Below are 12,744 nucleotides of genomic sequence, written 5' to 3' on the forward strand. Positions count from 1 at the left end.
CGCTGGGGACCGGGAAATCTCAGGCACGTTCATGGATTGGCGAAGGCGGCGCCACGGACAGCTCGCGCAGGATGCGCTCGCGGTCCGCGTCCAGCGCGGGCGGCTGCCTGCGCACCAGGGGCTGGCCGAGCGAGGCCTGCAAGGGATTGCCCGCCACGCGCAGCGTCTGGCCGCTGGGGGTCTGCACCTGGGCCAGCATGCCGCGCTCGCGCACCTGGGGGTGCTCGACGATGTCGGCCACGCTGTTGTACTCCCCCGCCGGGATGCCATTATCAGTGAGCAACCCCAGCCAATGCGCCCTGGGACTGTCCCGCAGGCGCGCCTGCAGCGCGGCCTTGAGCTCGGCCTGGTGCTCGCAGCGCAGGGCATTGCCGGCAAAGCGCGCGTCCTCGGCCAGTTCGGGCAATTGCAGCAGGCCGCAGAGCTTGCGAAACAGCGCATCGCTGCCCACGGCGATGACGAACCAGCCGTCCTGCGCCGCGAACACATCGAAGGGCGCCATGGAGGGATGCCGCGTGCCGATAGGCCCCGGCACGCTGCCCAGCGCGCCCAGGCGGGCCACAGGGTTTTCCAGCAAGGCCACCTGGCAGTCGAGCATGGAGACATCGACGCGCTCGCCCTGCCCCGTGCGCGAGCGGCGCATCAAGGCCGCCTGTGTGCCGATGACCGCGTACAGGCCCGCGCCCAGGTCGCCGATGGACACGCCCACGCGGCAGGGCCCGGCGTCCGGGTGGCCGGTCACGCTCATCATGCCGCTCATGGCCTGCACCACCATGTCGTAGGCGGGAAAGCCGCTGTAGGGCCCCGTCTGGCCAAAGCCCGAGACCGAGGTCATCACCAGCCGGGGATGGCGTGCATGCAGGGTCTCCCAGCCATAGCCGAGCTTGTCCATGGTGCCGGGGCGAAAGTTCTCGACCAGCACATCGGCGCCTTGCAGCAGGCGCTCGAAGACCTCGCGGTCCTGGGGCTGCTTGAGGTCCAGCGCAATCGACTCCTTGTTGCGATTGACCGAGAGGAAATAGGCCGAGCCCCCGTCCACGAACGGTCCGATGCCGCGCGCATCGTCGCCCGTGCCGGGCTGCTCCACCTTGATCACGCGCGCGCCCAGGTCGGCCAGCATCTGCGTGCACATGGGACCGGCCAGCACGCGCGTGAGGTCGATGACGGTAAGGCCTTGCAGCGGCAGGCCCGTGGCTTGTTCATTCATAGGGATTTCCATATCGTTATCTATTGCTTGATGCGACACCCACAACCCGTGGGACCGGCGGGGCCCAAGACCAGGACACCGAGGAAGGGCCGCTCCCGCACCGAGGGTGTCGTCGCCCCCGCGAAGCGAGAGGGGGAAGGCACGTGGCGCCTCAGGGGGGGTCTCACTGCAGCCCGGCGCCGGAACGCTGGGTCAGGGCCTTGGACTCCTGCCCTTCCTTCAGGGCCCAGGCACGGAATTCCTCTAGGGATGCCGAGGGCGCGGCCAGATTGCCCTGCTTGGCCAGCCTGGCCTTCACATCGGGGTCTTCCAGCGCCTTGGTGCTGGCATCGAACAGCTTCTTCGCCACGTCCTCGGGCAGACCCGCCGGGGCGAACAGGCCGAACCAGAACGTGTAGTCAAAGCCCGGCACGCCGGACTCCTTCATGCCCGGCAGATCGGGGAACAGCGGCGAGCGTTCGGCCGTGCTCACGGCCAGCATGCGCAGCTTGCCCGCCTGGGCCAGCGGCAGCACGGAGGGCGGCGTGCCGAAGGTCAGGTCCACATCGCCAGCGGCCACGGCCTGTATCGATGGCGCCCCGCCCTTGAACGGCACATGCAGCATGCGCAGGCCGCCGCTGGCGCCCGCGAACGACAGCGTGGCCAGGTGCGTGATCACGCCTGCGCCCGAGGAGGAATAGCTGAGCTTGTCGGGCTGGCTGCGCGCCAGCGCCACCAGATCGCCCACGCTCTGGCCCGGAAAATCCTTGCGCACGGCCAGCAGCATGGGGGCCGAACTCCAGCGCGTGATGCCCGTGAAATTGCGCGCGCCCTCATAGCGAGCGCTCTTGTAGAGCAGCTGGTCTGAGCCATAGATGTTGGCGCTGCCCAGCAGCAGCGTGTAGCCGTCGGGCGCTGCACGCGCCACATGCTCGGAGGCCAGCGTGGTGCCGGCGCCCGGGCGGTTGTCCACCAGCAGGGGCTGGCCCAGGATCTTGCCGACCTTGTCGGCCACGATGCGCGCCACCGCGTCGGCGCCGCCGCCGGGAGGAAATCCCACGACCAGCGTGACGGGCCGGGCGGGATAGGACTGGGCCATCGCGCCACCGGCCAATCCGGCCAGCAGCAACGACAGTGCAAAACGCTTGAACATGGCTTGTCTCCTCTTTATTGATACCCCCTGAGTCGCTGCGCGCCTTCCCCCAAAGGGGGACGACACCCTCGGTGCGGGAGCGGTCCTTCCTCGGTGTCCCCGAGTTGGGCCGCGCCGGTTCCGTGGGCTGTGGGCGGTAGGCAGCACCACGGGCAATCTGCGTGTATGCGGGAGGATGCGGTTCAGCGCCCCTTGAACTCCGGGCTGCGTTTCTCGCGCCAGGCCCGGCCGCCTTCCTGCAGGTCTTCGGAGGCGATGCTGCGCTGCACCTCGCGCGTGATCTCGGCCACGTCATGGCGGCCGCGCGCGATCAGGTTCAGGTGCTTTTTCATGCCGAACAAAGGGATGGGCGCCATGGCGGCCAGCGTGCCGGTGAGCTGGGCCACGGCCGCGTCGAAGGCGGCGGGTTCGGCCAGATGGGTGAGGAATCCGCAGGCCTTCATCTCCGGGGCCTGGATGCGCTCGCAGGTCAGGAACAGCCGCTTGGCCGTGTCCAGGCCCAGGCGCGAGACATAGCGCTCCAGCCCGCCCGCGTAGAAATGCAGGCCCAGGCGCGCGGCCGGCATGAACATTTCGGCCGCCGTGCTGCCCACGCGAAAGTCGCAGGCCAGGGCCATGTCGGTGGCACCGCCGTAGACGCCGCCGTGGATGGCGGCCACGGTCACGGCGCGGCATTGCTCGATGGCGTCCACCATCTCGCCGAAGCTGCTGCCCTCGGTCTGGCTGCCTTGGATCTCTGATATATCATATCCACTGCAAAAGTACTTGCCCTCGCTGCGCAGCACCACCACGCGCACATCGTCGCGGCGGTTGATAAGCTCCACATGCGCGACCAGCGTGCCCAGGTCTTCGGGGGCCAGCTTGTTGGCCGCTTCGGGGCGCTGCAGCGTGATGGTGGCCAGGTGATCCTGGATGTCGAGTCTGGGTGTCATATGTATCAGTCAGTCAATCAGATATATTTGAATTAGAAAATGCTTCCAGCCAAGCAGCCATTGGAGAAAACCCCGGCCACGTCCAGCCTGCAGGAGCGTATACGGCAATCGCTGGAAGACGAGCTGCGCTCAGGCGCCATGCAGCCCGGCGATGCCATCGACGAGCCGGCCCTGTGCGAGCGCTTCGGCGCCTCGCGCACGCCCGTGCGCGAGGCGCTGCTGCTGCTGGTGGCCAAGGGGCTGGTGGAGATCGTTCCGCGCTCGGGCATCTATGTGCGGCGCCTGGATGCGCGCGAGCTGGTGGCCATGATGGAAGGCCTGGCCGAGCTGGAAGGCGTGCTGGCCCGGCTGGCCGCCACGCGCATCCATGCGCAGCTGCGCGAGCGGCTGCAGGCGGCGCTGGCGCACACCGCCGCCTGCGCCCAGGCGCAGGATGCCCAAGGCTATGTGCAGGCCAACATGCAGTTGCACGAACTGATATACGAGGCCAGCGGCAACGACTTCATCGTGGAACAGACCCGGCTGCTGCGGCTGCGCATCACGCCCTACCGGGGCCGGATGTTCGAGAAGCCGGGCCGCCTGGCGCGCTCGCAGCAGGAGCACGTGGCCGTGGTGTCTGCGATCTGCGCGGGCCAGGCGGAGGTGGCCGCCGAGGCCATGCGCCAGCACATCTGCGCAGGCGGCAGCGCCTTCACCGACATGGTGCTGGGCGCGCCCGCGCAGGTGGGGTACGAGCGCCCGCGCAAGTCAAGGTAGCCCGAAGAGGGCTCAGGGCCGCACTTCGAAGGCCAGGAACTGCGTGACCTGGTTGTCCGCGAAGTTGTTGTCGGCCACCAGCACCAGGGTGCGGTTGCCGTTGGCTAGGCGCGGGCCCCAGGAGATGCCTTCGATGTTGTCCAGCTTGACGCCCTGGTAGGTCACGGGCATCTCCAGCAGCAGCTCGCGCTTCATGGGCTTGTAGCTGGCGCCCACCAGGCTCTTGAAGCTGCGCACATCGGTGGTGTCCGGCTCGATGGTGGCGCGCGTCAGGCGGATGGTGTTGCCTACGCCGTCGGCAAAGGCGCGCTCGATGGCGATGAACTCGTGGTTGGAGACCGCCAGCAGCTCGGGCAGGCCGTTGTCCGGCGGAAAGCTGCCGCTGGCGGCCTTGTCCAGCGGAATCTTCGGCAGCTGGTAGACGTACTGCGCGCCGGACTTGCCCGTGGCCGGATCGAGCTTGAGGACGCGGACCACGCTGCCCGCCGCCAGCGTGGTGAGGGGGCCGTCTTCCACCAGCGCATCCTCGTTGGCCGTGAACACGCTGCCGTCGGGCGTGACGGCCAGGGCCTCGAACAGCTTGTTGTTGCGCCCTCCGCTGGTGGTGTTGTCCACGTAGTTGAAGGCCGCAGGCGTCTCGAAGTCGCGCACGAAGCTGCCGTCCACCCTGATCTCGCGCACGAAGGGCTGGAACAGGCTGGCGGGGTCGGTGCTGAAGTTGCCCTCGCTGGACACGTAGAGGTTGCCGTTGGGCGCCACGCGGATGCCTTCGGGGTCCACGGTGCGGCGCGTGCCGGGCAGGGGCTGGCCGTCGCGGCCCTTGAGCGTGACCATCTTGCGGATGGTCACGGCCTGGATGGCCTTGTCATCGAACTGAATGCCCAGGTTGTAGAAGCGCGGCGTGCCGCGCTCGCCGCCGCGCTCATCGGAGATGGCCCAGTAGCTGCCATCGGGCGCGCGGTCCAGGCCGGAGATGCCGCCGAACTCCACGCCGTCGAACAGTGTCTTGGTCTTGATGCTGTAGTCGCCGATCAGCCGCAGCGAGCCGATGGTCTCGGGGCCGTCGTCGCTGCCGCCGCAGCCTGCCAGGCCCGTGGCCGTGCCGAAAGCCAGGACCAGCGCGAGCAGCACGGATGCGGGCGAGCGGACCTTGTCTGCCTTGTTCATATTCCCTCCCAGGATGGATCTCAGAAGGGATGGACCGTAGCCAAGGCCCGTGACAGGGTGGTGACATGCACGCGCATGCCGCCGCCCTGCCCCCGCCCTGACCGGCCCCTCGTCCGCTACTCCAGCTTGGCGCCCGAGGCCTTGACCACCTGGGCCCAGCGCGCGATCTCGCCATGCACCATGGCCGCGAACTGCTGCTGGTTCATGCCGCCGTAGTCGGCGCCGTTGCGCGCCCAGATGGACTTGATCTCTTCGGCCGAGCCTATGCGCTGCACCTGGTCGATGACCTGGGCCTGCACCGCCTGCGGCGTGCCCTTGGGCGCCCACAGGCCGTACCAGGTGGTGACCGTGTAGTCGGGCAGGCCGGACTCGGCCGCGCAGGGCACGTCGGGGAAGGCGGGGTTGCGCTTGTCGCCCGAGACCATCAGCGCACGGATGCGTCCGCTCTTGATGTGCTGGGCCGAGGAGCCCAGGCCGTCGAACATCATGTCCACATTGCCGGCGATCAGGTCCTGCAGCGCCGGGCCTGCGCCCCGATAGGGAATGTGGGTGATGAAGGTATTGGTCTGCAGCTTGAACAGCTCTCCGGCCAGATGGTGCGATGTGCCCGCGCCCGCCGAGGCGTAGTTGAGCTTGCCCGGCCGCTTGCGCAGGTCGGCCAGCAGCTCCTGCACGGTCTTGCCCGGCACGTTGCGCGGGTTGACCACCAGCACCTGGGGCACGCTGGCCAGCAGGGCCAGCGCGACGAAGTCGCGCTCCAGGTCATAGTCCAGGCGGGGGTACATGGACGGCGCAATCACATGGTGGGTGCCGCCCATGAAGAAGTTGTAGCCGTCCGGCGCCAGCTTGGCCGCGTAGCTGGCGCCCAGGGTGCCGCCTGCGCCGCCGCGGTTGTCGATCACCAGGGTCTTGCCCGCGCTCTTGGCGAACTGGGCCGAGAACGGGCGGGCAAAGGCATCGGTGCCGCCGCCGGCCGGAAACGGCACGACCAGGTTCACGGGTTTGGACGGCCAGTCCGTCGCGGCGCGGGCTGCCATGGGCAGGGCCAGCGCGGCCATCGAGGCCCCGGCCGCGCGCAACACCGCGCGCCGCCCCGTGGGGTGGGAAGCTTGCATGACTTGTCTCCTTGTCGCCTCTTTGAGGCTGTCTTCGTTGTCAGGCGCAGCAATCCCTGTGCAAGAAAAGGGGCACGGCCTGCGCCGCGCCCCTTTTCATTTGCACAGGGCTTCGATGTCCGAGGACACCGGTATGCGGCCCTGCGCCAGCAGGCCGCGATGCTTGTCCAGGCGCTTGAGGTCGTAGAGATAGTTGACCATCAGGCCCAGCGACTGCTTGAGCCCCTTGGCCGACAGGTCGGCCGCCCAGTTGAGCCGCTCCACGCGCGCGCCGTTGCCCAGGTGAAAGCGCGCCACCGGGTCCAGCGGCCGGCCCTTGGCCGTCTCGCGCCCAAGATAGTGGGCAGCGCAGAACAGCAGGGCGCGGCGCACGGGCGCGTCGGGCTTGAGATCCTGCGGCGCATCCAGCGCCGCCAGCAGGTGCTCGGCCCCCATGCCGCCGGCCTTGAGCTCGAAGGCCTTGCGCTGGCGCTCGTCCATCTTCTCCAGGATGGCGTCGCCGTGCTTGGCGATCCAGGCGCGCAGGCCCGGAATGGGCGACAGCGTGGCGAAATGGCGCAGCCGGGGGAATTCGCCCGTCAGCGTCTCCACCACATGCTTGATCAGCGAGTCGCCGAAGCTCACGCCACGCAGGCCGGTCTGGGTGTTGCTGATGGAGTAGAAGATGGCCGTGGTGGCGCGGCCCAGGTCGGAGGCTGCGGCGGTCTCGTCCAGCAGTGGGGCAATGCTGTCGGACATCTTGTCCACCAGCGCCACCTCCACGAAGATCAGCGGCACGGTGGGCATGCGGGGGTGAAAGAAGCCGTAGCAGCGGCGGTCGCTGTCGAGGCGGTTCTTGAGATCGGCCCAGCTGCGGATGTCGTGCACGGCCTCGTACTGGATGAGCTTTTCGATCAGCGAGGCCGGCGAGTCCCAGCTCAGGCGGCGCAGCTCCAGCAGGGCCACGTCGAACCAGGTGGAAAACAGATGCTCCAGCTCGGCATCCAGCGCGGAAAAGCGCTGCTGCTCCGCCTTGGGCAGTGCCAGCAGTTCGGCACGCAGGTCCACCAGAAAGCCCATGCCGCCCTGGGGCTGGGCAAACCGCTGCAGCAGCCGCGTGCGCGGCGACATCAGCGCGCGGCGCAGATCCATCTCGGCATGGCCGCGCTCGGCGTCGCTGGTGGCCGTGTCATAGCGCTTGCGTGCGGTCATCAAGGCGTCGGTGTCGGGGCCGAACTGCTCGACGATCAGCGCCCAGAAATCCTGGCGCGCCGGCAGTTCGGCCTGGGCATACCAGTCCATCAGCTGCTGCGCGTGGCGGCCGCCCTCGACATCGCTGAGCGCTGCGTCGGCGGCAGCCTGCAGGTCTTCCATGAGCTTGCGCAACTCGCGCGGGGACAGCACTTCCTGGCCTCGGCGCAGGGTGGCCTGCAGGCGCTGGGCCGTGCCGCGCGGCGCGGGAGCCTTGGCTGCATCGCCTTCGGCCTTTTTTGCAGGCGCAGCGGCCTCGGTGCTGCGAAAGCGGGACACATTGCGGGCAATCCAGTCGGTAGCCAGACCCATTCAGACACTCCTCCATATCAAGCGGTCACGGGACTGTCATGCCGCCAACGGGCCAATGACAATCCCTTGCTGCTCACATTATGGGAGTCTGTACGCCAGCGCGTGTACGCCGATGTCGCGTTCTTGTCTTCGGGCAATCCCCAGCACGCGCGCGCCACGCCAAAAAGAAAGCGGGCCCAGGGCCCGCTTCGCATTGTGTCCAGCCAGGTTCAGGCCGGCTTGCCCGCATGGGCCGGATAGGCCGGACGCCCCGCCGCCCAGAGCCACATGGCAATGCCGCCGATCACCATGGGCACGCACAGCCACTGGCCCATGCTCATTCCCAGCGACAGCAGGCCCAGGAAGTCGTCAGGCTCGCGGAAGTACTCGGCAATGAAGCGGAAGGCACCATAGCCGGTCAGGAAGACCGCCGCCACCTGGCCCGGCTTGTGCTCCTTGCGTGCATACAGCCACAGCAGCACGAACAGCAGCAGGCCCTCGAGCAGGAACTGGTAGACCTGCGAAGGATGGCGCGGCAGCATGGAGCCGCTTTGCGGGAAGACCATGGCCCAGGGCAGCTCGGGACTGGCAAAGCGGCCCCACAGTTCGCCATTGATGAAGTTGCCGACACGGCCCGCCGCCAGGCCCGTGGGCACGCAGGGCGCGACGAAGTCGGCCACCTCCAGCCACGAGCGTGCGCGCGAGCGCGCGAACCAGACCATGGAGCCGATGACGCCGATCAGCCCGCCATGAAAGCTCATGCCGCCCTGCCAGACGTAGAAGATTTCCAGCGGATGGCTGAGGTAGTAGCCGGGCTTGTAGAACAGGCAATAGCCGAGCCGCCCGCCGACGACCACGCCGAGCACGCCCAGGAAAAGAATGTCTTCCACGTCCTTGCGCGTCCAGGCGCGGTCGCCCTGCATGCGCACGAAGGGCGGGTGGCGCAGCCTGCGCGTTCCCAGCCAGAGGAAGAGGCCGAAGGCGGCCAGATAGGTCAGGCCGTACCAGTGCACGGCGAGGGGCCCGATCTGCAGGGCCACGGGATCGATCTGCGGGTACATCAGCATGGTCGGCATTGTGCCGCAGCGCCGCATGGCCGGCGCCGGCCAGGGGTTGGAAAGATGGCGTCCCGCCCGCTCAGCCTTGCGGGCCTTCCTGGATGGCCGTGAGCTTGTCCAGGGCAGACAGCAGATGGCGCTGCTCAGTGGCGGTGAGCAATTGCTCCAGTTCGTCTTCCAGCTGCACCACCACGCCTTCGGCCCGCGCCTGCAGTGCGCTGCCGTCGTCCGTCAGGTGCAGCTGCTGCAGCCGGCGGTCGCGCGGATCGGGCTGGCGCCCGATGAGGCCGCGCTGCACCAGGCGCTCGACCACGGGCACCAGGTTGGAGGGCGAGATGTCCAGCGCCTCGCCCAGCTGGCGCAGGTAGATGCCCGGGTTGGCGTGGATGAGCACCAGGATGGAGAACTCGCTGGGCTTGAGGTCCAGTTCGGCCACGCGCCGCGCAAACAGCTTGTGGATGTGGATTTCCGCGCGCGTGAGGCGGTAGCCCAGAAAGCGCTGCAGGCGCGACTGGTCGACGGCGGGTTCGAAGGAGCTGTCCATGGACACGGATCCGGAAGAGGAAGAAGGCGCAACGAAGCAAGGCCGCACCGGCGCCCGCGGTTCTGCAGGGCCGGTGCGGCGTTCCATCATAAAAGCCCCGGCAGCCCGCTCAAGCCACGGCGGCTGGCAGCGGCGTACGGGCAGCGGCCTCGGTACGGCGCAGCCAGTGCTCCGCATCCAGCAGGCCATGCGCAAGGAACCAGGCCGCGCTGTCCGCCTTGGAGCGGCGCAGCGCCGGATCGGCCAGCGGCAGGCTGACGCGCGCCGCGCGTGCCCAGGCAAAGGCCATGCACAGCGTGCCGACCAGTCGCAAGTAGTCCTCGGCACAACGCGCCAGCAATTGCCTGTCGCCGGCAGCGCCGGTACACAGCTCGCCCGTCAGCGCTTGCATGCGCTCGGCCCAGCTGCGCAGCGCGCCTGCAAAGCCGGTCTCCATGCCCGCGGCGTCGCAGGCATCGGCCTCTTCACGCAGCACCTTCAGCAGCGGCGCCAGCGCGGCACCGCCGCTGGAGGCCACCTTGCGCTGCAGCAGGTCCAGCGCCTGGATCTGGTTCGTGCCTTCGTAGATCATGGCGATGCGGGCATCGCGCAGCGTCTGCTCGATACGGTACTCGTGCACATAGCCGTAGCCGCCGAAGACCTGCAGCGCCTCGCTGGCCAGCGCAAAGCCCCGCTCGGTGAAGAAGGACTTGACCACGGGCGTGAGCAGCGAGGCCAGCGCATGGGCCTGGGCGCGCTCCTCGGCATCCGGCGCCTGTTCGGCCAGGTCCAGCTGGTGCGCCACCCAGCCTGCAATGGCGCGCATGCCTTCGGTCCAGACGCGCAGGTCGGCCAGCATGCGCTGCACGGCCGGCTGCAGGGCGATGGGGTCGGCGGGGCCCTGCGCATCGGCAGGCCGGGGCTGGGCGCGCATCTGGCGTCGCTCGGCCGCATAGGCGCGCGCCAGCTGCCAGGCCATCTCGGCATGGCCCAGGCCCTGCAGGCCCACGTGCAGGCGGGCCGAGTTCATCATCACGAACATGGCAGCCAGGCCCTGGTGGGGCTGGCCCACCAGCCAGGCCTGCGCGCCCTCGAAGCGCATGGCGCAGGTGGCGCTGCCCTTGATGCCCATCTTCTTTTCGATGCCGTCGCAGTGGATGGCGTTGGGCAGAAAGCTGCCGTCGTCCCGGGGAATGCCGCGCGGCGCCAGGAACAGCGACAGGCCGCGCGTTCCCTCAGGCGCATCGGGCAGGCGCGCCAGCACCAGGTGGACGATGTTCTCGCTCATGTCCTGGTCGCCGCCCGAGATGAAGATCTTGCTGCCGTCCAGGCTGTAGCTGCCATCGCTCCGGGGCCTGGCCTGGCTGCGCAGCAGGCCCAGGTCGGAGCCGGCCTGGGGCTCGGTCAGGCACATGGTGGCCAGCCAGCGGCCGCTGACGATGTGGGGCAGGTAGGTGGCGCGCAGGTGCTCGTCGCCATGCGCGTGCAGGCAGGCATAGGCGCCGTGCAGGATGCCCGGATACATGGTCCAGCCATGGTTGGCCGAGGCCAGCATTTCGTGCAGCGCGGCGTCCAGGAGCTGGGGCAGGCCCTGGCCGCCGGCCTCGGGGGCGCAGGCCAGGGCCGGCCAGCCGGCTTCCACAAAGGCCGCATAGGCCTCGGGAAAGCCGTCGGGCGTGCGCACCCTGCCCTCTTGCAGTCGGCAGCCCTGCAGGTCGGCCGGGCCGTTGAGCGGGGCCAGCACGTCGGCGCAAAAGCGCCCGGCCGCCTCGACCACCAGGTCGGCCGTCTCCTGGTCCAGGGCTTCGTGGGCCGGCATGCGGCGCCAGTCGCCCTCGGCGCCCAGCCAGTGCTGCTGGACGAAGCGGATGTCCTGCAGCGGCGGCTGGTAGTGCGAGCAATGTGATGCCTGCGCGCTCATGCCCGGCCCTCCGTGGCCGCGACCAGGCGGCGGTAGGGACCGATGGCGCTGGCCAGGCACAGCACGGACAGCAGCGCGGCCAGTGCGGACACCAGGCCCAGCGACAGGCCCACGAGCTTTTCGTCATGGAAGACGAAGTCCGTGAAAAAGGCCACGAGGAAGGGACCGAGGCCCAGCCCGATCAGGTTGATCAGCAGCAGGTAGATGGAAGTCACCTGGCCGCGCAGCTGGTTGGGCGTGACCGCCTGCAGGATCGGCGGCGCCAGCGCCACCGGCATGCCCAGAAAGAAGGTGGTGGCCGCCACGGCCACCAGGGCCACCGTGGGCGTGGGCGCAAAGGCCAGCACCAGGCCGGTGATGACGAGCACGCCGGTGGCCACCAGCGAGATGACGATCGACCCCACCTGCTTGCCGCGCGCCGTGAGGTAGTCGGCCAGGAAGCCGCTGAGCAGCATGCCGCCAATGCCGAAGGTCAGGATGATGACGCCGTAGGCCGGGCCGATCTCGCCGGGCGTCCAGCCCCACTGGCGGATGAAGGTGGCCGGCAGCCAGGCCGTGACGCCGAAGGTGATCATGGCCGTGATGCCCGGCGCCAGCAGCAGCGGCAGGAAGGCGCGCTTGTTGCGCAACACATGGGACAGGTCGGGCGCCGGTCCCGCGGGCGCGGCCACTTTGGCGGACGCGGCCCGGGCCTGCAGGCCCCGGCGCAGCGGCTCGCGCACGGTGTACATCAGCGCCACCAGCGGAATGCCGGGCAGGGCCACGAAGATGAAGGCCGCCTGCCAGGGCTTGAAGCTGCCCAGCAGCGGGAACACCACCTCGCCGGCCTGGCTGGTGGCCTGGATGACCAGGCCGCCCACGATGAAGGCCGTGGCCGAGCCGATGTACACGCCCGAGGTGTAGATGCTCATGGCGCGTGCGCGGCGCTCGGGCGGGAAGTAGTCGGCCAGCATGGAATAGGCCGCCGGCGACAGTGCCGCCTCGCCCACGCCCACGAACATGCGCGCCACGAACAGCGAGACGAAGCCCGTGACATAGCCGCCCGCCGCCGTGGCCACCACCCAGATCGCCATGCCGATGACGATGAGGTTGCGGCGGTTCCAGCGGTCGGCCAGGCGCCCCAGGAAGATGCCGACGAAGGTGTAGAAGATGGCGAAGGCAAAGCCGTGGACGATGCTGAAGACCCAGTCCGACAGCTGCAGATCCTTCTTGATGGGCTGCACCAGCAGGCCCAGGATCTGGCGGTCCACGAAGGACAGGGTGTAGGCCAGCAGCAGGATGATGGTGACGTAGTAGGCATAGCCGAGTCCGTTCGACTCGGCCGGCGCGGGCGTGGACACGCGGCCCGGCGGGTAAGGCAGGCTCATGGAGACCTCCTGTGGAGGAAGGGAAAGCGGAAAAAAGAAAGCGGG

11 protein-coding genes are annotated in these 12,744 nt (G+C 68.8%); 1 reads left to right on the forward strand and 10 read right to left on the reverse strand.

Features of this window, described 5'->3' with window-relative positions; translation table 11 throughout:
* Positions 1–19: 19 nt before the first annotated feature.
* The 3 genes from ACF8ML_RS08065 to ACF8ML_RS08075 form a co-directional block, all read right to left on the reverse strand.
* Positions 20–1,207: a CaiB/BaiF CoA-transferase family protein gene (locus tag ACF8ML_RS08065; RefSeq protein ID WP_126311833.1), complete on the reverse strand. Its 1,188-nt coding sequence runs from the start codon at positions 1,205–1,207 to the stop codon at positions 20–22.
* A 163-nt stretch (positions 1,208–1,370) separates the two neighbouring features.
* Positions 1,371–2,339 (reverse strand): tripartite tricarboxylate transporter substrate binding protein, encoded by a 969-nt coding sequence (locus ACF8ML_RS08070; protein ID WP_016453082.1) that lies wholly within the window; start codon positions 2,337–2,339, stop codon positions 1,371–1,373.
* Positions 2,340–2,521: 182 nt separating this feature from the next.
* Positions 2,522–3,271: an enoyl-CoA hydratase/isomerase family protein gene (locus ACF8ML_RS08075; protein WP_017405751.1), complete on the reverse strand. Its 750-nt coding sequence runs from the start codon at positions 3,269–3,271 to the stop codon at positions 2,522–2,524.
* Between the two features lie 39 nt (positions 3,272–3,310).
* On the opposite strand from ACF8ML_RS08075, the gene ACF8ML_RS08080 reads away from it, so the two are divergent.
* Positions 3,311–4,027 carry a GntR family transcriptional regulator gene (locus ACF8ML_RS08080; RefSeq protein WP_209802920.1) on the forward strand — a complete coding sequence of 239 codons (717 nt, stop codon included), beginning with the start codon at positions 3,311–3,313 and terminating at the stop codon, positions 4,025–4,027.
* A gap of 12 nt (positions 4,028–4,039) precedes the next feature.
* On the opposite strand, the gene ACF8ML_RS08085 is transcribed toward ACF8ML_RS08080, so the two are convergent.
* The 7 genes from ACF8ML_RS08085 to ACF8ML_RS08115 form a co-directional block, all read right to left on the reverse strand.
* The gene (locus ACF8ML_RS08085; protein WP_043789635.1) at positions 4,040–5,194 is read right to left on the reverse strand and encodes an esterase-like activity of phytase family protein; all 1,155 of its coding nucleotides are present in this window, start codon (positions 5,192–5,194) and stop codon (positions 4,040–4,042) included.
* A gap of 116 nt (positions 5,195–5,310) precedes the next feature.
* Positions 5,311–6,309, reverse strand: a complete 999-nt coding sequence (locus tag ACF8ML_RS08090; protein ID WP_026062480.1) for a tripartite tricarboxylate transporter substrate binding protein — start codon at positions 6,307–6,309, stop codon at positions 5,311–5,313.
* A gap of 96 nt (positions 6,310–6,405) precedes the next feature.
* Positions 6,406–7,851 carry a malonyl-CoA decarboxylase gene (locus ACF8ML_RS08095; RefSeq protein ID WP_016445189.1) on the reverse strand — a complete coding sequence of 482 codons (1,446 nt, stop codon included), beginning with the start codon at positions 7,849–7,851 and terminating at the stop codon, positions 6,406–6,408.
* Between the two features lie 209 nt (positions 7,852–8,060).
* Positions 8,061–8,906 (reverse strand): prolipoprotein diacylglyceryl transferase, encoded by an 846-nt coding sequence (lgt, locus tag ACF8ML_RS08100; protein WP_223275185.1) that lies wholly within the window; start codon positions 8,904–8,906, stop codon positions 8,061–8,063.
* 61 nt (positions 8,907–8,967) lie between these two features.
* Entirely contained in the window at positions 8,968–9,432 is a 465-nt protein-coding gene (locus ACF8ML_RS08105; protein WP_016445187.1) for a MarR family winged helix-turn-helix transcriptional regulator, read from the reverse strand.
* A 109-nt stretch (positions 9,433–9,541) separates the two neighbouring features.
* Positions 9,542–11,332, reverse strand: coding sequence for an acyl-CoA dehydrogenase (locus ACF8ML_RS08110; protein WP_392406907.1), 1,791 nt, complete (start codon positions 11,330–11,332; stop codon positions 9,542–9,544).
* The gene (locus tag ACF8ML_RS08115) at positions 11,329–12,699 is read right to left on the reverse strand and encodes an MFS transporter (RefSeq protein ID WP_017405759.1); all 1,371 of its coding nucleotides are present in this window, start codon (positions 12,697–12,699) and stop codon (positions 11,329–11,331) included. The genes ACF8ML_RS08110 and ACF8ML_RS08115 overlap by 4 nt, the downstream gene beginning before the upstream one ends.
* Positions 12,700–12,744: the final 45 nt, after the last annotated feature.

The sequence above is a fragment of the Delftia sp. WSY_10 genome (genome assembly GCF_043104705.1).
Taxonomy (GTDB): Bacteria; Pseudomonadota; Gammaproteobacteria; order Burkholderiales; family Burkholderiaceae_C; genus Comamonas; species Comamonas tsuruhatensis.

Excerpts from the sequence above, each read along its gene's own strand:
- ACF8ML_RS08065 (WP_126311833.1), bottom strand. The coding sequence starts at position 1,207 with ATGAATGAACAAGCCACGGGCCTGCCGCTGCAAGGCCTTACCGTCATC.
- ACF8ML_RS08070 (WP_016453082.1), bottom strand. The coding sequence starts at position 2,339 with ATGTTCAAGCGTTTTGCACTGTCGTTGCTGCTGGCCGGATTGGCCGGT.
- ACF8ML_RS08075 (WP_017405751.1), bottom strand. The coding sequence starts at position 3,271 with ATGACACCCAGACTCGACATCCAGGATCACCTGGCCACCATCACGCTG.
- ACF8ML_RS08080 (WP_209802920.1), top strand. The coding sequence starts at position 3,311 with ATGCTTCCAGCCAAGCAGCCATTGGAGAAAACCCCGGCCACGTCCAGC.
- ACF8ML_RS08085 (WP_043789635.1), bottom strand. The coding sequence starts at position 5,194 with ATGAACAAGGCAGACAAGGTCCGCTCGCCCGCATCCGTGCTGCTCGCG.
- ACF8ML_RS08090 (WP_026062480.1), bottom strand. The coding sequence starts at position 6,309 with ATGCAAGCTTCCCACCCCACGGGGCGGCGCGCGGTGTTGCGCGCGGCC.
- ACF8ML_RS08095 (WP_016445189.1), bottom strand. The coding sequence starts at position 7,851 with ATGGGTCTGGCTACCGACTGGATTGCCCGCAATGTGTCCCGCTTTCGC.
- lgt (WP_223275185.1), bottom strand. The coding sequence starts at position 8,906 with ATGCCGACCATGCTGATGTACCCGCAGATCGATCCCGTGGCCCTGCAG.
- ACF8ML_RS08105 (WP_016445187.1), bottom strand. The coding sequence starts at position 9,432 with ATGGACAGCTCCTTCGAACCCGCCGTCGACCAGTCGCGCCTGCAGCGC.
- ACF8ML_RS08110 (WP_392406907.1), bottom strand. The coding sequence starts at position 11,332 with ATGAGCGCGCAGGCATCACATTGCTCGCACTACCAGCCGCCGCTGCAG.
- ACF8ML_RS08115 (WP_017405759.1), bottom strand. The coding sequence starts at position 12,699 with ATGAGCCTGCCTTACCCGCCGGGCCGCGTGTCCACGCCCGCGCCGGCC.